General features: G+C 60.7%; 19 protein-coding genes. 3 read left to right on the forward strand and 16 right to left on the reverse strand.

Going from position 1 to position 21224, the window contains the following annotated elements; genetic code table 11:
• Nucleotides 1-12: 12 nt before the first annotated feature.
• On the reverse strand, nt 13-522 hold the full coding sequence (locus tag ACNFIC_RS04485) for an MFS transporter (protein WP_416780097.1): 510 nt from the start codon (nt 520-522) through the stop codon (nt 13-15).
• A 148-nt stretch (nt 523-670) separates the two neighbouring features.
• On the opposite strand from ACNFIC_RS04485, the gene ACNFIC_RS04490 reads away from it, so the two are divergent.
• Both ACNFIC_RS04490 and ACNFIC_RS04495 read left to right on the forward strand, forming a co-directional pair.
• Nucleotides 671-2707, forward strand: a complete 2037-nt coding sequence (locus ACNFIC_RS04490; RefSeq protein ID WP_416780099.1) for a S9 family peptidase — start codon at nt 671-673, stop codon at nt 2705-2707.
• 96 nt (nt 2708-2803) lie between these two features.
• Nucleotides 2804-3268, forward strand: coding sequence for a cyclic nucleotide-binding domain-containing protein (locus ACNFIC_RS04495; protein ID WP_138218357.1), 465 nt, complete (start codon nt 2804-2806; stop codon nt 3266-3268).
• On the opposite strand, the gene ACNFIC_RS04500 is transcribed toward ACNFIC_RS04495, so the two are convergent.
• A complete protein-coding gene (locus ACNFIC_RS04500; RefSeq protein ID WP_416780101.1) occupies nt 3265-3543 on the reverse strand; it encodes a hypothetical protein in 279 nt (92 codons plus the stop codon). The genes ACNFIC_RS04495 and ACNFIC_RS04500 overlap by 4 nt on opposite strands.
• Before the next feature lie 125 nt (nt 3544-3668).
• Here ACNFIC_RS04500 and ACNFIC_RS04505 point away from each other — a divergent pair, with 125 nt between their 5' ends.
• On the forward strand, nt 3669-4031 hold the full coding sequence (locus ACNFIC_RS04505; RefSeq protein WP_416780103.1) for a YajD family HNH nuclease: 363 nt from the start codon (nt 3669-3671) through the stop codon (nt 4029-4031).
• Nucleotides 4032-4188: 157 nt separating this feature from the next.
• On the opposite strand, the gene ACNFIC_RS04510 is transcribed toward ACNFIC_RS04505, so the two are convergent.
• The 14 genes from ACNFIC_RS04510 to ACNFIC_RS04575 all read right to left on the reverse strand — a co-directional run bounded on the left by ACNFIC_RS04510 (nt 4189) and on the right by ACNFIC_RS04575 (nt 21095).
• The gene (locus ACNFIC_RS04510; protein ID WP_138218360.1) at nt 4189-5019 is read right to left on the reverse strand and encodes a cache domain-containing protein; all 831 of its coding nucleotides are present in this window, start codon (nt 5017-5019) and stop codon (nt 4189-4191) included.
• Between the two features lie 230 nt (nt 5020-5249).
• On the reverse strand, nt 5250-6233 hold the full coding sequence (locus tag ACNFIC_RS04515) for a formylglycine-generating enzyme family protein (RefSeq protein WP_138218361.1): 984 nt from the start codon (nt 6231-6233) through the stop codon (nt 5250-5252).
• A complete protein-coding gene (locus ACNFIC_RS04520) occupies nt 6230-7867 on the reverse strand; it encodes an arylsulfatase (protein WP_416780106.1) in 1638 nt (545 codons plus the stop codon). The genes ACNFIC_RS04515 and ACNFIC_RS04520 overlap by 4 nt, the downstream gene beginning before the upstream one ends.
• 12 nt (nt 7868-7879) lie before the next feature.
• On the reverse strand, nt 7880-8665 hold the full coding sequence (locus tag ACNFIC_RS04525; protein WP_416780108.1) for a cyclase family protein: 786 nt from the start codon (nt 8663-8665) through the stop codon (nt 7880-7882).
• Nucleotides 8662-9654 (reverse strand): NAD-dependent epimerase/dehydratase family protein, encoded by a 993-nt coding sequence (locus ACNFIC_RS04530; protein WP_416780109.1) that lies wholly within the window; start codon nt 9652-9654, stop codon nt 8662-8664. The genes ACNFIC_RS04525 and ACNFIC_RS04530 overlap by 4 nt, the downstream gene beginning before the upstream one ends.
• Nucleotides 9645-10637 carry a fumarylacetoacetate hydrolase family protein gene (locus ACNFIC_RS04535; protein ID WP_138218365.1) on the reverse strand — a complete coding sequence of 331 codons (993 nt, stop codon included), beginning with the start codon at nt 10635-10637 and terminating at the stop codon, nt 9645-9647. The genes ACNFIC_RS04530 and ACNFIC_RS04535 overlap by 10 nt, the downstream gene beginning before the upstream one ends.
• Entirely contained in the window at nt 10634-11206 is a 573-nt protein-coding gene (locus ACNFIC_RS04540) for a cupin domain-containing protein (protein WP_138218366.1), read from the reverse strand. The genes ACNFIC_RS04535 and ACNFIC_RS04540 overlap by 4 nt, the downstream gene beginning before the upstream one ends.
• Nucleotides 11207-11230: 24 nt before the next feature.
• On the reverse strand, nt 11231-11821 hold the full coding sequence (locus tag ACNFIC_RS04545; RefSeq protein WP_138218367.1) for a malonic semialdehyde reductase: 591 nt from the start codon (nt 11819-11821) through the stop codon (nt 11231-11233).
• A 17-nt stretch (nt 11822-11838) separates the two neighbouring features.
• Nucleotides 11839-13035, reverse strand: a complete 1197-nt coding sequence (locus ACNFIC_RS04550; protein ID WP_138218368.1) for an MFS transporter — start codon at nt 13033-13035, stop codon at nt 11839-11841.
• A 129-nt stretch (nt 13036-13164) separates the two neighbouring features.
• On the reverse strand, nt 13165-15615 hold the full coding sequence (locus ACNFIC_RS04555) for an efflux RND transporter permease subunit (RefSeq protein ID WP_138218369.1): 2451 nt from the start codon (nt 15613-15615) through the stop codon (nt 13165-13167).
• A 4-nt stretch (nt 15616-15619) separates the two neighbouring features.
• Nucleotides 15620-16717: a YCF48-related protein gene (locus ACNFIC_RS04560; protein WP_138218370.1), complete on the reverse strand. Its 1098-nt coding sequence runs from the start codon at nt 16715-16717 to the stop codon at nt 15620-15622.
• A gap of 56 nt (nt 16718-16773) precedes the next feature.
• The gene (locus ACNFIC_RS04565; RefSeq protein WP_138218371.1) at nt 16774-18138 is read right to left on the reverse strand and encodes a DUF1329 domain-containing protein; all 1365 of its coding nucleotides are present in this window, start codon (nt 18136-18138) and stop codon (nt 16774-16776) included.
• An 11-nt stretch (nt 18139-18149) separates the two neighbouring features.
• On the reverse strand, nt 18150-19832 hold the full coding sequence (locus ACNFIC_RS04570; RefSeq protein WP_138218372.1) for a DUF1302 domain-containing protein: 1683 nt from the start codon (nt 19830-19832) through the stop codon (nt 18150-18152).
• A gap of 138 nt (nt 19833-19970) precedes the next feature.
• Nucleotides 19971-21095: an FAD-dependent oxidoreductase gene (locus ACNFIC_RS04575; protein ID WP_138218373.1), complete on the reverse strand. Its 1125-nt coding sequence runs from the start codon at nt 21093-21095 to the stop codon at nt 19971-19973.
• Nucleotides 21096-21224 lie beyond the last annotated feature (129 nt).

Below are 21224 nucleotides of genomic sequence, written 5' to 3' on the forward strand. Positions count from 1 at the left end.
TCGCAGCTCCGTTTACAGGCGTGGCTCGACGCGGCCTTGGTCCGGGCCTGCGCGGCGCACGGCGGCAGGTGGCGGCTCATCGCGGTAGCGGTCGTTACGCTCAGCGGCCAGCGAGGTCTCGGCCATCATCTGGTCATCCTCCTGCTTCTGACGCTGGGCAGCGGCCTCGCGCTGCGCGCGGCGCTCCCTGGCGCGCCTTTCCAGCGGCCAGCGGATCAGCACGAAGACGAAGTACAAGGCGAAAGCGATCATGCCGTACATGGCAAGGTCGGAAGCGGCGCGCCAGGCGTTGTTGCCGACCTTGAACGCGAGATCCAGGGTGCTGATGGCAATGGCCGGAGCGAAGCTGTCCTTGACCGGATCGACCACGGTCGGGCTCAACAGCAACACGGCGACGATCACCCGCAATGGCTCGCGCAGCCAGCGCCACATCCAGCCGGTGAACTTGAAAGCCACCAGCAGGCAACCCAGGGCGGCAACGGCGTATAGGCCCCAGGCCAGCAGATAGTCGTGTTCGGTCATGGTGTTCGTGCAAGCCAGGCAAAGAGGCGCCTATGATAAACACTTTTACTGGCGCAGGCGCCCCCATCCTATTCAGGACCGCGCCGGCCTATTCACGGGCTTACCCGCGAAGAGGCCGGCACAGGCGACCCTAATCAAGAGATCCAGCATGCAGATCAAGCCTCCCGTCGCCCGCAAGGAACAAGCCACCGATCCCTACGCCTGGCTGCAACAACGCGACACCCCCGAAGTCCTCGACTACCTGCAACAAGAAAACGCCTATCAGGAGGCCTGCCTGGCCGAGCAGGCGCCGCTGCGCGAACAGCTGTTCGAAGAGATCAAGGGCCGCATCCTCGAAACCGACCTGTCGCTTCCATCGCCCTGGGGCCCGTACCTGTACTACACCCGCACCACCGCAGGCGACGAGTACCCGCGCCACTACCGTTGCCCACGTCCGGCAGACGACAGCAACCGCGTCGATGAGAGCCGCGAAGAACTGCTGTTGGACCCCAACGCCCTGGCGGACGGCGGTTTCCTGTCCCTGGGCGCCTTCAGCGTCAGCCCCGACCACTGCCTGCTGGCCTACAGCCTCGATACCAGCGGCGACGAGGTCTACACCCTGTACGTCAAGGACTTGGCCAGCGCAGCCCTGACCACCCTGCCCTTCGACAACTGCGATGGCAGCATGACCTGGGCCAACGACAGCCAGACGCTGTTCTTCGCCGAGCTGGACGACACCCACCGCCCCTGGCGCCTGCGCCGCCATACGCTTGGCACGGCAGGCGCCGAGTGCGTGTTCGAAGAGCCCGACGGGCGCTTCTTCCTGCACTGTTACCGCGCCAGCTCCGAGCTTCAGCTGGTGCTGCTGCTCAACAGCAAGACCACCAGCGAAGCCTGGGTGCTCGACGCCGCTACCCCACAGGCGGCCTTCACCTGCCTGGCAGCGCGGGTCGAAGGCCATGAATACTTCCCCGACCACGGCCTGCTCGACGGTCAGTGGCGCTGGTTCATTCGCAGCAACCAGCAGGGGATCAACTTCGCCCTTTACCACGCCCCGGCCGATCAGGTGCCGAGCCGTGAGCAGTGGCAGGTGCTGGTGGCGCACCGCGACGACGTGATGCTCGAAGGCCTCAGTCTGAACGCCGCAGCGCTGTCGCTGAGCCTGCGTGAGGGCGGTTTGCCGATCATCGAGGTGCATCCGCAGGGGTTGGCGGCCTACCGCGTCGAGTTGCCCGATGCGGCCTACAGCCTTTACGTTCAGGACAGCCTGGAGTTCGCCAGCGACCGCATCCGCCTGCGCTACGAGGCACTCAATCGCCCAGCCCAGGTGCGTCAGCTGGAACTGGCCACGGGCGCCCAGCAGGTGCTCAAGCAGACCCCGGTGCTGGGCACGTTCGATGCCGACGACTATGTCAGCGAGCGGCTGTGGGCGGTGGCCAAGGACGGCACCCGCGTGCCGATCAGCCTGGTGCGCCGCCGCGCCGATCTGGGCCGCACCACGGCGCTGTACCTCTACGGCTACGGTGCCTACGGCGAAAGCCTCGACCCGTGGTTCTCCCACGCCCGCCTGAGCCTGCTGGAGCGCGGCGTGGCCTTCGCCGTCGCCCACGTGCGCGGCGGTGGCGAGCTGGGCGAAGCCTGGTATCGGGCCGGCAAGCAGGCACACAAGCACAACAGTTTCGACGACTTCATCGCTTGCGCCGAGCACCTGCTCAGCGAAGGCATTACCACCCGCGAACGCCTGGCCATCAGCGGCGGCAGTGCCGGGGGCCTGTTGATTGGCGCGGTGCTCAACCTGCGCCCGGAACTGTTCCGCTGCGCCATCGCTGAAGTACCGTTCGTCGACGTGCTCAACACCATGCTCGACCCCGACCTGCCGTTGACCGTCACCGAGTACGACGAATGGGGCAACCCTGAAGTGCCGGAGGTGTACGCCCGGATCAAGGGCTATGCACCGTACGAGAACGTCAGCGCCCAGGCCTACCCGGCCATGCTGGTGGTCGCCGGCTACAACGACAGCCGGGTGCAGTACTGGGAAGCGGCCAAATGGGTGGCGCGACTACGTACCCTGAAGACCGACGACCACCTGCTTTTGCTCAAGACCGAGATGGGCGCCGGCCACGGCGGCATGAGCGGCCGCTATCAAGGGCTGCGTGACGTGGCGCTGGAATATGCGTTCGTGCTCAATGAGCTGGGGGTGGTGTAAAAAGCGTTTTTCATTGTCATAGGGTTTGCTCACCCTGAAGTGAGGTGCCGGAGCGTGTGGCAGCGGCGCCCACCTGACATCAAAGAAGAACAACAGATGCCCGACGAACTGCACCTGAACGCCGAAATTCGCGACATGCTCATGGATTGCGGCCTGTTCGACAGCCTCCAGCCCGGTGACTTCGCCACCGCCGCAGGGTACTTCAGCCTTGCCAGTATCGAGCAAGGCCAGACCATCTTCCACGAAGGCGACGCCGGAACCTTCATGTGCATCTTGCAGCATGGCGTGGTCTCGGTACGCAAGACCGACAGCCACGGCGCGCAGGTGGAAATCGCCAACCTGCGCAAAGGCCGTACCTTCGGTGAAATGGCCGTGCTCGACGGCGAACGCCGCTCGGCTACCTGCGTGGCGGCGACGCCCTGCCAACTGCTGACGTTGGGCAAGGACTCGCTGGACAAGATGCTCAACGAAGCGCCCCGTATCGGCGCACGGATCATCCGGGTGCTGGCCGTGACGCTGTCCAAACGCCTGCGCATGCACGATGGCCAGCGCCTGGCCTAGTCGGCTTTTGGCGACGGTGTTTGCACCTCGGGCTGCAAGCCTGGCAATGGCTGATCCTTCGGCGGTGCCGGCAAGGGCATGGGCGGCAATAACGGAGCGCCGGCTTGGCTGTCGCCGGCCTTGGGGGGCGTGCTGGGGGTGATTTGCGGGTACGGGCTAGGCGTCGGCGTGCCGGGCGCGCCGGGAACCTGGGTCAACGGCCCGGCCTGCTGGCCACCTGCCTGGGCAATCGGCACGGCGGCGAGCAGCAGCGTGGCGAGCATCGCGGGCAGCATGGCAGCCTCCTGTCGTGTGTGTCTCTACAGGCTATGCCGATCCTGCGGTTTTTGCCTGTCCGCCCAGGCCACTGGCGCGCTAGACTCAAGGTTATTACCGGCCTGACCAGAACAAAGGTATCCCCATGAGCTCCACCTCCGCCGCCACCGCCCGCCTCGACCGCATCCTTGCCGACGCCAAGCGCGACAAGGAAATGGGCTATCGCGACAAAGCGCTGAAGATGTACCCGCACGTCTGCGGCCGCTGCGCCCGCGAGTTCTCCGGCAAGCGCCTGAGCGAACTGACCGTGCACCACCGCGACCACAACCACGACAACAACCCGCAGGATGGCTCCAACTGGGAGTTGCTGTGCCTGTACTGCCACGATAACGAGCACTCGCGCTATACCGATCAGCAGTACTTTTCCGACGATTCTTTAAAGACCCCCACTACCGCTAAGGCAACTCATAATCCGTTCGCTGCTCTTGCGGATTTAATGAAAAAATAGTTCAACCCATTCTGCGCAACGATAACTAAAGGGCTCACAACATAGTTCGCCCAATTCATCTACAGCGCTCACTCCGATCCGAGGTTTCAGCAACGAGCACAACCTCAGCAACCCGCTGTTGCAGCCTTGCCACGCTTAGATCCACAGCGGGTTTCGCTTATTCGGCCCTCAGGTAATACCCCGTCGCCACGAGCAGATGGCCAGTTTTGCGCAGCAGCGCATATTTGTCTTCAACCTTGCCCGTCACGGGGTTACGCCAGCGGTAACCGTACCCCCCTTCAGACCGGCTCTTCATCATTTCAAGGATGGGCGCGCCGACTGGTTTGCCGTCTGGATCCTTGACCGTTGCGAACTCGACGCCCAGCAGCCGACGGTTGTAGCCGTGGGCCAGGTAACGACCATTGCGCAGGTCGATGATGAACAGGTACAGGTCGTCCTCATTGAAACGCGCAGACAGGCTATTGATGGCCCGCAGGCTGGCTTCGGGCTCACGCTCAATGGCTTCTACCGCTCGGTTCAGAAACGCCTTGGCTTGATCTGCTGTTGCGCGCGGCAGGTACATTCCAACGGCGAGTACGCGATCACCGACTCGTTCGAAGAACACCCGCTTGCGTTCGACCCTGCCGTCCTGCGCATTCATCCAGCGGTATTCTGCAGACAACACTTGCCCTTCCGCACCAGATAGCGCCTGGCGAAATCCGTCGCGCACCTCGGGCTCAAATGCCTCGGTTACATCCCGACCAATCCAGGTCGCCGACGTACCGCCGCTTGCCAACAGGGTGCCGGTGGTGTCGACGACGAACACATAATGCTCGTCGTCGATGAACTCTCCCTGGCGGCTGAATGCTGCAAAGGCGACATCGCCCTGAACGCGGTAGTATTCCACCGCGCGCTGGAGCAGTTGCCGGGCGCGCTGCTGTTCATCGGCGCTCGCAAAACCGTGACTCAGCAACAACAAGGCACTACAAAAGAATGTCATCAAACGCATTTCCAACTCCTATGTACGCTCAGACGTACGGCCCATGCCCATAGAAACCCAATCGGCTCCACGCAGCATCAGTTAGCGCACAGTCCAGTGGCCGCGATTCATATCAGATAGATTTGTTCGTCCAGATCCCATACCGTGGCTCACGCCAATAGTGGATCTGGAACTAAAACTGCCGCTGTTAGCTTGGTTATCGACGAGCACACATTGTTTTCACTCCACGGCGGTTATCCCTAGGGAACGATAGGGCGAATGGTGCGAAAACCTACATGCGAGGTCGCTAAATCAGCTTCCTGGCGTTCCCGTGCCGCCGTGCGATAGCGTGCACAGTAGTTGTCCGCGCACAGATAAGAACCACCTTTGATGATCCGGGAAGCTGATCGACCTGTGATTGCCCGCAACTGGCCGGGATCGCCATTGGCATGACTCATCAAAGGCCCCCACTGCGTATCGGTGGTCCACTCCCAAACGTTGCCAATCATGTCGAACAGACCAAAGGCGTTAGGGGCAAAACAACCGACCGGGGCCAAGCCGGTGTAACCGTCTTCACCCATGTCCATCAGCGGAAATATGCCCTGCCAATAGTTGGCAGCCGGCTTACCATGGGCATCTAACGGTAGCTCGCCCAACCGTTGCGAGGCGGAACCTGCACGCGCGGCGTACTCCCATTCAGCCTCACTGGGCAACTGATTGCCGCGCCAGTTTGCATAGGCCTGGGCGTCCGCCAAAGTCACCAAGGTGACAGGCCGCCCATCAAGGGCGGCAGGGGGAGCATCAGGGCCATCGGGATGGCGCCAGTCAGCCCCTTTGACCAGCTTCCACCAGTTAAGTGGGGTGGTATCTTGGGCCCCCTCCTGTGACGGCCTGAACACGGCGCCTACGCCCGCGCGTTCGGCCTCGGTGACGTAGCCGGTGGCGGCCACGAAGGCACCGAACTGGGCGCGTGTCACCTCGCTGCGATCAATCCAGAAGTTTCCTACATCCACCGCTCCCAAGGGACGTTCATCCGGGTATCCCGCTTCGTTGCCGGGCGTGAAACGCCCCCCACTAACACGGACCATGCCGGCCAGTGGATCGCTTCCCCAGCCGTTGGGCAAGCCGTCATAAGCCTCGCAGGCGGTACGACTACCCAACGTCGGCACGGGACGTGGCCATAAGGCGGCCACCGCCCATAAAACGCCCGCCAGGATAAAACTGCTGACCAACCAGCGCTTCATGGCTTGGCGGCTTGCGGTGGCGTGACCACGCCAACCTGGCGTGCATAGGCCTGCCAGGCCTGTTTGAGACGCTCCGTGGTCTGCGGCTGACTATCCGACAGATCGTGCTGCTCGCCACGATCACGCGCGAGATCGAACAGTTGCCAACGTAGAGGCTGCGGAGCTTCCCCCGGCTTCGCCCACGGGACCAGACCCAGCAACTTCATGTTACCTTCGCGGTAGTAGCGGCTACCGAACAGTTCGCCCGCCATGACCCCTTCATCACGGGCTTTGCCCTGTAGCATCGGAAGCATCGAGCGGCCCGTGATGGGATGCTTGGCCTGGCCTCGATAGGTATCGCCTGGATCCGGCAACGCCGCCAGAGCGAGGAAGGTCGGCGCCAGGTCATCAACGCGTGCCACGCTGCGCTCCAAACCTTGACGCCGCAGGCTGACGGGAAGCTGAACGATGGCCGGAACGCTGATGCCGCCCTCGGCGGTAGTGCCCTTGAAAAGGCGCAACGGTGCAGCGCTGACCTCGGCCCAACGTAGACCATAGTCGATCTGCGAACCGCGCCGCCCCAGGTTTTCCAGGCTATTGTCTGTATCTGGGCCGGCCGGATAGAACAGCTCATGGCGCTCCCCAGCGGCGCCGTTGTCAGACATGAAGACGATCAAGGTATTGTCCAGCTGTCCGCTCTTACGCAGGTAGTCGAGCAACCGTCCGATGTTGTGATCAAGGTTGTCCACCATGGCAGCGTAGATCTCCATCTTGCGTGCCTCGACCTGCCGCTGCTGCGTACTCAGCTGCTGCCAACCAGGTAATAGCGGGGTCACTGGCAGAGGCGCCGCAGCCTGGAAATCAGCAGGCAACAACCCCTTCTCTTTCATCCGCTCTACACGCGCCAACCGCACTTCGTCGTAGCCGCCGTCATAGCGACCACGGTATTTGTCGAGGTAGGCCTCAGGCGCCTGCAGGGGCCAATGCGGTGAGGTATAGGCGGCATAAGCAAAGAATGGCTTGTCGCTGCCCTCACCAGTCTTGAGGTAGTCGATCAGCTTATCGGTATAGAAATCGGTGGAATAGAAATCCTCCGGCAGTTCCACCGGCTGGCCGTTCTCGCGATAGGTAATCTGCTCAATCTTCGCTGTGGATCCAGGAGTGGGTTTAAAGTGCACGCCACCGCCCTCTAGCAACGTGAACGACTGCTCGAAGCCACGTCGATCTGGCCCTTGTTCGGGCTGCAGGCCCAAGTGCCATTTGCCCACCATGCTGGTGCGGTAACCACCATCACGCAGCAGCTCGGCGATGGAGTGTGCCTGTTGGTTGAGGTAGCCCTCGTAGCCCGGCTTGCCTCGCTGGAACGGCTGGATAGCCTCGGCCATGGTGCCCAGACCTGCTAAATGGTTGTCCGTTCCGGACATCAGCATGGCTCGGGTCGGGGAGCAGGTCGGCGCCGCATACATGCTGGTCAGTTGCAGGCCATTGGCGGCCAGCCGATCAAGATTAGGCGTTTTGATCTCGCCACCAAATGCCCCCAGATCGGAGTAACCGAGATCGTCTGCGACGATCAGCAGAATATTGGGACGTTCGGCGGCCACGACGCTGGCACTTGCCAGGCAAATCGCGACGGTAAGCAAGGCAGAAAGGCGCACAGAAACTCCTTTTTATTCTTCAAAGATAGCCACAGCGCGCACGAAGCCCGCCGAGGCATGCCTGATCTTGTAAGGGAAACAGGAAACCTGGAAACCGTTGGCCGGCAAACTCTGCAAGTTGGCGAGTTTTTCCATCTGCCCGTAGCCGATATCTCGCCCAGCCTTGTGCCCCTCCCAGATCAGCGAGGCATCACCGGTTTCTTCGAAACGCTGACGCGTGTATTTAAACGGGGCGTCCCAGCTCCAGGCATCGGTCCCGACCACACGCACCCCGCGCTCCAGCAGATACAGGGTGGCCTCGCGGCCCATGCCAACACCAGCGTCCAAGTAGCCCGGCTGACCAAATAGGCTGCCAGCACGCGTGTTGACCAGCACGATGTCCAACGGTTGAAGATCATGCCCGATGCGCGCCAGCTCCGCCTCCACTTGGGCTGCGCTCACCACATGACCATCAGGAAGATGGCGGAAATCCAGTTTGACACCTGGCTGCAAGCACCACTCCAGCGGCAGCTCATCGATACCGAATGCGGGCTGGCCGCCATCTGTGGTCGACGCGTAATGCCAAGGCGCATCCATGTGCGTGCCGCTATGAGTGGTAATGTTCAGGCGCTCTGCGGCCCAGGACTCATCGCCCGGCATTTGCTCCTTGCGCAAGCCAGGGAACATCGCAGCCATCTCTGGCCAGCCCTGCTGGTGATCCATGTAGTCGATCTTGGGCAGCAAGGGCGGCGGGTCAGTGTAGGGGTTGTTGTCGAGTGTGACTGACAGATCAACCAGGCGACGCGTCTTCTGGCTCATGATGAAGCTCCTGCAAGAGTAGGAACGAAACGACGCGCTCGCGGCGTCGCAGGTAGATGGAGGGCATTGCGCAGCAGAGCGGCCACGGAGCCGTCGTGGTGGAACCCCATAGCCTTGGCCTGGGGTGTACGCAGCGGCGGATAACAGCCAAACAGGGCCTCCAACTCTGGCTCCGGAGCGAAGCTGAGCAGAGCGCGTTGCTGCTCGCCGAAGCAGGTCGACAGCGCATCGAGCACTTGCTCGATCGACAGCTGTAGCACTGGCAACTGGACGACCCGACTGGCCAGTTCGCCTTGCAGCTCAGCGGCGTGCATCAAGTTGTCCACACAGCAACGAACCGACATCCACCAGGCCGTGGCCTGCGCTGACACTGGACACACGTAGGGCTCTCCCGCCGCAAAGGCCTGCAGCAGGTCGCTCATGAAGGCGGACTTGAGCCCACGTGACTGGCGCGAACGGGCCACGATACCGGGCAAGCGCAGCGCGATCCCATCTACCTCGCCACGCCGAGCCAGGTCGACAAGCTGGGTTTCTACGATGAGTTTGTGACTGGCGTAGGACAACTGCGGCAAGCAGGCTGACGCCTCATCCATACGCAACGCGAGATCGCTGCCGTACACCGCGATGCTGCTGGCGTAAACCATGCGTGGCGGACGGGCCGCATTACGCAACTGATGCAGCAATTCCAGGCTGGCTTTCAGGTTCACTTCATAACCCAGCTCGTAATTTGCCTCGGCGGCGCCGCCCGGCACACTGACCAGGTGAAACACGACATCGATACCGTCGGCAAGCGCGCGACGCATCAAGGCGGCATCGGTCACGCTGCCGCAGTAGCGGCGGATGCGCTTGTCTTCGGGAAAGCCATCCAGAGATCGATCCAGCAGCAGCACAGCCTCCACAGGCTGGCCACGCAGCACGCCATCGGCCAGCAGACGCATTACCAGCTCGCGCCCGACGAACCCGTTAGCACCGGTGATCATCACTCGCATAGGGTTGCCTCTTGCACCACGCACTGGTCCAAGGCGCCGAACAGCGGGCTGCCGTCTGCACAGCGCGCCTCCATGCGGATGCGATCTCCGAAGCGCATGAAACCCGTGCGGGGCGCACCGTGCTCAATCATCTCGATGGCCCGACGCTCGGAAATGCAGGCCGAGCCGACGCTACGGTCACGGTTAGAGACCGTTCCGGAACCGATCAGCGTGCCGGCACTCAGGCGGCGAGTGAGCGCTGCATGGGCAATCAACTGATCAAAGCCGAAGTGCATGGCACCGCCGTGCGGATGCCCAAACCACTCACCGTTCCACTCGACCTGCAACGGCAGGTGCACGCGCGCATCGCACCAGCTCGCACCCAGTTCGTCGGGAGTCACCGCCACGGGAGCAAAGCTTGACGACGACTTGGCCTGGACGAAGCCAAAGCCGGTGCGCATCTCACGCGGCGCCAGTGCGCGCAGACTGACGTCATTAACCTGCACTAACAGCCTGATGTGCTGGCGTGCCTGTTCAGCCGTGCAACCCATCGGTACCGCGTCGACCAGTACGGCGAACTCACCCTCAAAGTCGATACCGTGGGCCTCGCTGGGTAGTGGGATGTCCTGACGCGGGCCGAGGAAGTCGTCGCCAGCCCCCTGATACATCAGCGGCGTGTGCTCTACCCCCTCGATAGGATCGAGGTTGAACGCGCGTTGCATCAGCTCGCTATGGCTGAGAAAGCACGATCCATCCAGCCATTGCCAGGCGCGTGGCAGCGGTGCCATCACTTGGCCTGGATCGAAATCGAATGCGTCCTGCGCTTCGCCGCGATTGAGCGCGTCATAGCGACGTCGCAACCCATGCTCGACGTTCTGCCAATGCTCGATGGCAGCCTGTAGCGTGGGCACCAGATCGGCAGCACTCACAGCACGCGCCAGGTCGCGGGAGACCAACAGCAAGCGGCCATCACGACTGCCGTCGTTCAACGTTGCCAATTTCATTCAACCAACTCCTTTAATTCATCGGCATAGCGGCCATCGAGCAGAATGAAGACCATGCGCGCCATCTGTTCGGTACGGTTACTCCACGCATGGTTGGTGCCGCGCTGTACCACGATGTCACCGCGCTTGAGGTGGACATCCTCACCATCGAGCACCAGCCAGACCTCGCCTTCGGTGACAATGCCGTAGTCCAAGGTCTCGGTGCGGTGCATGAGCTTATGCTTCGAATCGGGCTTGCCGGTGCCGGCCTGCGCTTGACCAATCTCGGCGAACGCAGCGGCAGCGTCCTCGGCGCTAACCTCGTTCTGCAGGCTGTCCGGCGGGATGTCGACCACCCGGATGACACTGCCTGAGGCTGCCGGACTGAGTTGCAGAGGTTTACCAGTGGGATCGTCCGAGTTGTCTATAAGGGCTGGGCTGTTGGGGCTGTTCCATACCTCGTGAAACACCGTGCCGGGCACGGCCTTGAGCGGAAATTTATTCGGTGTTTCACCGGCTATGGCGACTACCGCGCGGCCTTTGCCGTCATGGCCCGTAACGATGCGTCGGAATGCAGGAAGTGTTTGCATGCGAAGACTCCTAAGACCGTGGACTTACAGCACCTGACAAGCTTGCTCGAAGGACAATCGCGGCCCGCCCGGATGCAGGCTCGCTGTATCGCCATACCCCAGACTGCAAAGGAAATTGCTGCGCCAGCGTCCGTCCGGGAAGAAGGTGGCGTCTACCTGGCCTGCATCGAAGCCGGACATCGGTCCGCAATCCAGGCCCAGCGCCCGGGCGGCAAGCATCAGGTAGGCGCCCTGCAAGCTGCTGTTTCGAAGCCCCGCTACAAAGGTCGCCTGGGGGTCGTCACGAAAAACCGCAGCGGCGTCATAAATCGGAAACAGCTCGGGAAGGTGCTCGAAGAAACGACTGTCCCAGGCGACGATGACCGTCACAGGTGCTTGCAGCATTTTCTCGCCGTTGTGCCCCTTGAGCGCCGGCAACAGCTTGTGCTTGGCCTCGAGGCTGGACAGAAAAACAAAACGCGCAGGGCAACAGTTATTGCTGGTCGGCCCCTGTCGCAGAACTTGATAGAGCTGATGTAGCAGTTCGGTAGGCACCGGGCGATCTTGCCACCGGTTATGCGAGCGAGCCGTCAAAAACAGTTGGTCGAGCATCGCGGAATTCAGCAGATGTTTCATGGACAACCTCGAACGGATCAAGCAAGCGCGGGGGCCGGTTCGGCCAAGGCGCGGAATACGCGGTGCAAAACCAGGCAAACCAGCGCCAGCACGAGCTGCGCGATGGCGATCCAGGAAAGCACCGTCGGCAAGGCGGTAAGCTGGCCGCCTGTGAAGGCAATCACCACCAAGGGGCTGATGAACTCACCGGCGAACAGCGCCGCAGTAAAGCCACCAGCCGCGCGACCACGCTGGGCAAAGCTGACCTTGCTCATCACCCAGGTGATCAGGGTCGGCAGCATCAGACCAACCCCCAGACCATTGATAAGCACGGCGACGATTACCCACCCATGACTATCCGCTTTCGCCATCAGCATGCCGCCTAGCCCGGCAGTGGCGAATGCCAGCAGCATCACGTTCTGCCGACGCAGGCTTGTCAGCAGCCGGAAAAGCAGAGCACCGATCAGAACCCCAAGCTGGTTCGCGCCCATGGTCATGCCAATCTGCTGGGGCGAGTCCACTTGCAGGAGGGTGAGCAAATAGCCCGCCTGCACCGGCACGATGAACAGGCTGACACCGGCCAAGATGGTCAACGCGTAGAGCGGCAACAGCGCATTCCATGGAAACTTCGCTGGCGCGACCTGTTGTGAGTTTGCCTCCGAGGGACGTGGTTCCCAGAGGCACCGCGCCATAATCGGCAATAGCAACAACCCGGCGGCATAGAGCGTGAACGGTACGCGCCAATCGTTCTGCCCCAAGGTCCCGCCCAGGGCGATGAACACCGCTGCCGAAAGCGAGGTGGCAACCATCTGTAACGCGAACAGCCGTTCACGTCGCGAACCCTGGTAGTAATCGCCCATCAGCGCGGTACAGCAGGTCATGATGCCGGCCTCCGCCAAGCCAAGTCCGGCCCGGCTGGCGACGATCGCCGGCAACGACTCCAGCCACAAAGGCAACAGCCCGCAAAGCGTGTACAGCATGAGCGAACCGAGCAGCAGAGGTTTTCGCCCTAAACGGTCAGCAATCACCCCGGCAAAAGGGGCCAGCAATGCGATCACTAGCGCTGGAATGGTCAACGCGATAGGCGTCAGAATCGCTACGCTCGGCGTGTCCGCAAAATGCGCCTGCATACGCGGCAAGATCGGCGCGATCAATACCGCCCCCAGCACAGGCAGACAGCTACCGAACAGCAGCAGCGCGGATTGTGCGAGCCCCGCCTGGCGATCAGCGCGCATGACTCACCTCATCCGGCAGGAGGCCCGAGAACGCGGCGCCATAGACGATGAGCCCCTCGTGGAGGCCATTGAGCAGCAAGGTCAGTCGTTTCATTGGCGGTGCCTATTGTTGTTTTAGAAGGTAAGGGTTCAGCCGTGGGCAATGCGCGGCGCAGGCTCGACCGGCTCTGTCGGTAGGGCGTATGCCTGATGCTCGGGCGCAAGCTCGACCACCGGGGTATTGCGCCTGCCGACAGGTAGAAGGAAATAGGCCAGGGCCGGGAGCAACAGCAGCGCACCGACCATGTTCCAGACGAACATGAATGCCAGAAGAATGCCCATGTCGGCCTGAAACTTGATGGGAGAGAACGCCCAGGTACCCACACCGATAGCCAGGGTGACGCCGGTCAGCATGACCACCTTGCCGGTGGAGAGCAGCGCACGGTAATAGGCCTGCGAAAGGCTAGTCCCCTCGCGCAAATGACCGAGCATGATGCTCATGACATACAGCGCGTAGTCCACACCAATGCCCACGCCCAGGGCGATGACCGGCAGCGTCGCGACCTTCACCCCAATGCCCAGCCAGACCATCAGCGCCTCGCAAAGAATCGAGGTGAGCATCAGCGGAATCACAGCGCACAGTGTTGCGCGCCAGGAACGGAAGGTGATCAGGCACAGCAGAATCACCGCACCGTAGACCCAGAACAGCATCTCGCGATTGGCCTGTTTCACGACAATATTGGTGGCTGCCTCGATACCCGCGTTGCCAGCGGCGAGCATGAACTGCACTTCTTCAGTGTTGTTGGCAGCAGCAAAGGCTTCGACATGATCGACCAGGCGAGTCAGCGTCTCGGCCTTGTGGTCGGTGAGGTAGACATACAGGGTCAGCAGGTTGCACGACTCGTTGTAGAGCCCCCGAGGCGCGCTGGCGGTAATCATGTTCAGCGTCGCCTGGTTGTTTTGCAGCTCGTACCACTTCGGACTGCCTTCGGACAGCCCGACCAGCATGCGACGGTTGAGCAACGCCAGTGAATTGGTCGAATCCACGCCTTGCAGGCTGCGCAACTGCCAATCCAGCTGATCGACCTTGCGCAAGATGTCGTAGCGTGCGCAGGCACCCGCCGGTGTATGGATCATCACCGCGAACAAGTCGCTACTGGCGCCGTAGTGACGGGTGAGAAAAGCATCGTCCTGGTTGTAGCGCGAATCGGCACGCAGTTCCGGGGCGCCTGGATCGAGGTCCCCAACGCTCAGGTGCAGGCTGACGATGAAACCCAGCACCGCCAACGCAAGGCTCACTGCCACACACATACCAGCCCAAGGACGACGGGTGAACAGATCGAGGAAGCGCCAGAAGGGATGCCGTGCCTGACCGCACTGCTCGGCTCGCTCGCTCTTGAGGCTGAGTTGGGCAGCCTTCGCACTCACCCCCACATAGGAAAGCAGCACGGGCAACAGGATAAGGTTGGTGAAGATCAGCACCGCTACGCCCAAGCTGGCGATGATGGCCAAATCCTGAATCACCTGGATCTTGATGATCATCAGCACCGCGAAGCCCACGGCATCGCACAGTAGCGCGGTAAGACCGGCCAGGAACAGACGTCGGAATGTGAAACGGGCGGCCACCAAACGATGCATGCCACGACCGATATCCTGCATGATTCCGTTCATTTTCTGCGCGCCGTGGCTCATTCCAATCGCGAACACTAGGAACGGCACCAGCACCGAGTACGGATCCAGCTCATACCCCAACAACGGCAGCAGGCCAAGCTGCCAGACCACCGCTACCAGCGAGCAGATGACCACCAGCAAGGTGCTACGCACGCAGCGGGTGTAGCTGTAGAGCACCACCGTTGTAATCAGAATCGCGGCAGCGAAGAACAGCAGAATCTGCTCCAGCCCGGCAATCAAGTCGCCGATTTTTTTGGCAAAGCCAGTCACGTGAATGGCAATACGGTCGCTCTGGAAGCGGTTGCGCAGTTCCTCGACCTCAGCGGACAGTTGCGCATAATTGAGCGGCTGACCATCGGCACTGGTCGCCAGCAGTGGTACGTAGATGATGCTGGAGCGTTGATCGAACGATACCAACTGGCCGATCTCGTTGGACAATTGCACGTTGCGTCGCAGCTCCGCCAGCGAGGCAGGGCTGCCGTCGTACTGGTCAGGAATCACCGGGCCTCCATCAAGGCCCTCTTCGGTCACCGATACCCAACGTGTGGCGGGAGTCCACAACGACTTCATGAACGCGCGGTCAACGCCCGGCAGCAGGTAGATCTGATCGCTCAGTGCCTGCAGGGTCTTCATGTAGTCGGCGTCGTAGATATCACCCTTTTGATTAGCCACAGCAATACGCAGCGCGTTGCCTAGGCCGGACAACTCTTTCTGGTTCTCCAGGTAGTTGACAATGTAGGGGTGCCCCGTGGGAATCATTTTCTCGAAGCTGGCGTTGAGTTCGAGGCGGGTCGATTGCCAGCCAAGCAGCAGCGTGCTCACCAGGCAAACCAACAGCACCCAATGACGGTGATTGAACAAGGCTCGCTCGATCAACGAACCGGAGCCCGGATCGAAGGTTTGCTGGCAGGCAGACGTATTGAAAGTCATGAAATCACTCCGAAACCTTCGCAGCAGATGTAGACAACTGAGACAGACCGGTGAAGCCAGCAGCGACCAGACTACCGTCGGCGGCCTGGGTCAGTCCGGCAAGAGGCCGCCCTTGTGCTGGTATCAGTTGCTGCAAGCGGTGGCCGGCAGCCTCGAGGACGAACACGGCGCCGGCTTGGTTGGCCAGCAGCACACGGCCATCGGTAAGGCGTGTGCCATCGCTGAAGGACACCGGCATGGTCACCGCCAGTGGTTCGATTAGCTTGCCAGCGCTGCGGATGAGGAAAGCATTGCCTTTCAGACCGCCCAGCAACAGCGAACCGTCTTGTCGCGGTACCAGCGTAAAAAACGTGCCCTCATAGGGGCTTGGTAGTTGCTCAAAGTGCTGACCATCATCGCTGGAGTGGGCGAGGAAGCCCTGCTCACCGGCCAGGTACCAGTCAAGGCCTTGTTGAGCCACCGCATACAGATGCAGGCCTGTCGGATTGTCGATCTGGCCAGCCACCGACTGCCAAGACCTTCCACCATCGACTGTACGCAGCGCCATACCGTAGGCGCCGACAACAAGGCCGTGTTGTTGATCGGTAAAGTGCAGGTTGAGGAACGGCTTGTCCGCCCCCTCATCCATCAACCGCTGCGCCATATCGACACGCGCCTGAGCCGCGTCGACATCCGCCGCGACGCCCAGCGCCTGCTGGGCCGCAACCAATTCCAGCTCAGCGGCCCGCTGCCCTTCGAGCTGCACCCGCCAGTTTTCACCAGCATCCTCACTAAACAACACCACACCGCAGTGGCCTACTGCCCAGCCATGTCGTGCGTCAACGAACTGCACTGCCGTCAAACCCACCGAAACCGGCACGCGGGCCTGACGCCAGGTCAGGCCATTGTCATCGGACAGCAGGATCAACCCACGCTCGCCGACGGTAACCAGTCGATCCTCTGCACGCACGACACTGCTGAAAACGGCATGCGCTGCATTCGATATCTGCATCGCAGGGCTTTGCAACACGTCAGCTACAGCCAATGGCTGTGCATGGGTGGCTAACGAAAAGGGCAAGGTAAGGGTCAAAAGAAGGCCACTTGTCCATCTCGATCTGCTCATCATTCACCTCGAACTACATCGAACAGGGAGGGCTTATGGGCCCTCCCGATCAGGCTCTAGCGCACGCCTCGGCCAGCCATCGCTGCTGGCGAAAACTCGGAGGACTTATAGCGATCGACGATTGCGTACTGCTGCGCTTTGCCCGCATAGAGGTTCTGGATGAACCAGGTGTTGGAGGTCAGGTCGTAGAAGCCAGACGACAGTTGGGCCACTGCGGGGATGTCCGGCATGACCGCTGGTAGCGACCAGAGACTCTTGGACAGTCGGCCGTTAGCATCCCAGCGATCACCCAGAATGGCTTGCCAAGTGTCTTCGTCGAGGTAGTAACGCCCTTTCGGCAATTGATGGCGCTTGCCAGGGGCAAGGTCAGCTTCGACGACCCATACGCGGTGCAGCTCCCAGCGCACGTAGTCCGGGTTCATATGGTGCTTGCCCAATACATCTTCTGGGTTGTTTGCCGTTTGCACTTTGTTAGTGTTGTAGGGGATGTACATTTCCTGCTTGCCGACCAACTTCCAATTGAAGCGGTCCATGCGTCCTTGGAACACATTCAACTCATCGAAGGACATGACGCCGGCGGTAGCCGGAGTCGGCGTGTCGCAGCAGGCGTTGGGCAGCTTACGCACACGTCTCTGCCCCGCCAGATAGACGTGCGCCTGACTCTTGTCGCCGTTCAGGTTAGTGCGCCCCATGATTTGCTCGCCCGCACGCAGAGCTGGACCCACGTTGGTCAAGCGGAACAACCAATAATCGCCATCGAACGTGTCCGCCGAACCCTCTTGATAGTAGTAGGGCATCTCTTGGATGGCCTTGCCGTCCGTGGTCATGACAGGTGTACCCTCGGCAGTTACCAGGTAATGCCGGAAATCCATGGCCAGCGGCGTACCACGCCAGTTCAGGAGGTGGTTCCACATCGCCTCGCTGCCATTTTTCGGTACCGGGAACGGAATACCGCCATAGGCACCCTCTGGGATAAGGCCCGCACTGCTCTCGACCAGCTTGGCGTTACGCGCATTCTTCGCGGTGTTGTCGTACACCCACTGCGGTGCAGCGGCAGTGCGGTGCGTCGGGTAGATATCCAGACGATAGGTGTCTGGGTAGCGCTTGAGCATCTCCTTGGTGCCGTCGCTAATCTTGCCTTCGTACTGGGCCATGTTCTTCGCGGTAATGCTGAACAGCGGCTTTTCCGAGGCAAATGGATCGCTACGTTTGCCACCGGGTTTGAAGGAGGGATCGACCGTGGTCATGCCGCCTGTCCAGGCTGGGATACTGCCATTGGCATTGCCGGATGCTTCAGCGCCAAACGGGGTCAGGCTTTTGCCAAGATCGTCGGCGCTAGCAGCGATCACTGGCTGCAAGCTCAGGGCCATCGCTCCTGCGAGCGTCAGGCAAAACGTCTTGAGTGCAAACTGAATAGCCATGTGCGCGATCCTCAGAATGTGGTTTTCACGGAGAAGGCCAAGAAATCGCGATCTTTCAACGACTGCTTGTAATTGAACTGGGTGGCCGCGTTCAGATTGGTATCCTCGGGGCCGTAGTAGTGTGTGTAAGTCAGCCCGAGGGTGACGCGGTCGAGGTAGGTGGCACTCACGCCAATGTTGAAGTCCCCGCCTTTGTCTGGGCCGAAAGAGCCGACTACAGCGGACTTACCCATTGGGAAGTAGCTGACACCAATTGGCACACTCAGATCGATGCCAGGCATGACCTGGCGATACGTAGGGGTGTACACCAGCTTCATGCCAACCGCGTCGTCAGTCGCATTGGGGTCCAGCGCACTGCGATTCCGGGTAACCTTGAGCAGGCGGTTCCAGGCGACCTCGGCGACCAGTCCAGACTCTTGGGCAATAAAATTCGGCCCGAACGACGCGATCATATTGAGGTTGACATGGGCGGTTCGGCCGACCGCGTAAAGGGCGTCATCGTTATTGTCCGCGTCCACGCCAGGAAGGACCGTCTGGCCATTGGAAACGAGTGGCATGTTCCAGCGCATGGAGGCTTCACCCGCGAAGCTGTACTCACCCACCGTGGTGATGAAGCTGGCTCCCAGCGCCCGGATATCTTCCGGGTAGACCCAGTAATACTCGCCGATCTTTCCGGTACTGAACTCAGGGGTGGCACTGGGTTTCAGGTAGAGCTTGGGCGACTTGTCGTGATATTGGATGGCATACACGCCGTATTCGACCGTATCGTCAGTGATGCGTAACTGCACCCCTCCCTGCCCGGAGCTTCTGGCCTTCTTGTCTTTACCGTGGAAAAACGCTGCTGGGCTGTTCGGATTACCACCGAGGAATGCTGGAAACGGATCACCCACGATCAAACGTTCATTGCCCTCGCCGATCGTGTCACTCACGGAGAAGTAGCTACCCGCTCCTGGTAAGCGTGTCTCTTCCCACTCGAACTGATAGAAGGCGCCGAGCGAAAGATCATCTGTAAGTTGATAGGTCGTGGAGATTTGACTGACTGGACGCGTGATCTCCTTAAACTGGGTATTGGGTACCGAAACCGCCTTGACCACATCGACAGGCGCCATGCCGCCAGCAATGCCGTTAGCGCCAAAGAACATACTCTCGCCCCACACCAAGCCATGGCGACCCAAGCGCACCGACAGGGCTCTGTCGGCAAGCTCGCCGTTCCAATATGCGAAAGCGTCGAGTAGTTCGGAGTCCCCGCCATGCAGGTGGCGTGTATCGGCGGTGAACTCGTCATAGGCGACCGAGCGGGCGTTGGCGCGGGTGGGATTATTGTTGTCGTTGTCTTTCTGGTACTCGGTGTCATACCAACCGGCGGCACTGACACGGGCACCGAAGTCGCGCAAACCAATGTCCAGTTCGCTGAGGATATCCAGGCGGTTGGAGATCAGGCCTTTACCGAAAGCACGATCACCATCATCCTGATTGCGTGCGACCGTCCCCTCGGAAAGCTTGCTGCTGCGGTCCTGCATACGCCAGGCGGCGCTGTACTTTACGGTGTTATCCCAACGCAGACTTAAATCGGGGTTTCCAGTATCAATCTGGAATGCAAGCGCCTGGTTAGTACAGGCCAATAGTGCTGCGGTAAGCGTCAGACGTTCGGTAGCCAGCTTTCTCCAAGATGCAACGAGCTCTCGATTTGCCATCGATATATGCCTCTTTTTTGTTCTTATGAGCGTTTTTTGCTTCTTTTACACATCGCTGCAAGGTCACGCGGATCGTGTAAAGCGCCTGTGCAAGGTCACGCCGGCGGCAGATCGGCGAGTACGGCCGCCTTCACGGCGTCAAATCGGTCGAGCGGTGACCTCCAGCATTTCCTTGACCAGACCGATACGGTCGAAGTCGCGATCACGCGCCATCTCCCTCTCACCAGCCAGTAGCGATTTCTCGCCGATGTATTTACAGCGCTCGAAGCGACGGGTCATGAAGCGCGCCAACTGCTGACTCAGATCCCCTTCGGCAGTCAGTTCCTCGCTAAGCACCAGGGCATCTTCGATCGCCATGCCGGCACCTTGGCCCAGATGGGGAGTAGTGGCATGCGCGGCGTCACCGATGATCAGGACGCGACCGCGATACCAGGGTTCGTTGACGAAGACAGCTTCGAGCGGCTTGTAGACCACCTGCTCATTGTCAGTAATCTGCTCACGCAACTCGGCGATCAGTCCACCCATGCCTTGCAGGCGCTGGCGCATTTCGGCTGCCAGGGAGTCGTTGGGCATCCACGGATTACCTGGCTCATGGGAGGTGGTGAACATGTACATCAGCTCGTCGGACAGCGGCACCAGACCGGCGTTACCTGCAGGCCCCTGATAGTTGGCCAGATGATTGATCTGCGGCAGACGCGGGAAGTTGTAGCGCCATACCGACTGACCCGTGAACCGCGGCATGTACTTGTTGCCGAACAGCATCTCGCGCACCTTGGAGTAGAGGCCGTCCGCCCCAACTACGAGGTCGTAGCGAACACTGGTGCCATCGGTCAGTACGACATCAACGCCGTCTTCATCCTGCTCCAGGGATTGCACAGTGGTGCCAAGGCTCACCTTGGCACCGAGCTCGATGGTCGTCTCGCTCAGTACCTTGTGCAGGGCACGTCGAGAAATACCGACATTGGCGGGGTACTGCGGACCGGCCAGGCGCTGACCGGGGATACGCACCAACGGCTGCCCGTCGGTGGTATAGATGGCGACATCTTCGAAGGCATAGGCCGCATCGAGATAAGCATCGAGCAGGCCCAAGCGCGACATCTCACGCACCACATTGCTCTGCTGAATGATACCGACGCCATAAACGGTCCACTCGGATTTAAGCTCGACCAAGTCGACGCTAATACCCTTGCGGCGCAGCGCGATGGCTGCGCAAAGACCACCAATTCCACCACCGACGACCAGAACACTCTTAACTGAATTCATGGCACTTCTCGCTTCTTGTTCTTATTTGAAATGGCCGCTGGCCGTGGTGCTGTGCACCTTGTCCACCAGCTTCTGGCCAAATCAGGAATTTGACTAATCGCATGTTCGGATTCGATGTATCGTTGATCG

The organism is Pseudomonas sp. NY15463 (assembly GCF_048068415.1).
GTDB classification, from domain to species: Bacteria; Pseudomonadota; Gammaproteobacteria; order Pseudomonadales; family Pseudomonadaceae; genus Aquipseudomonas; species Aquipseudomonas mosselii_C.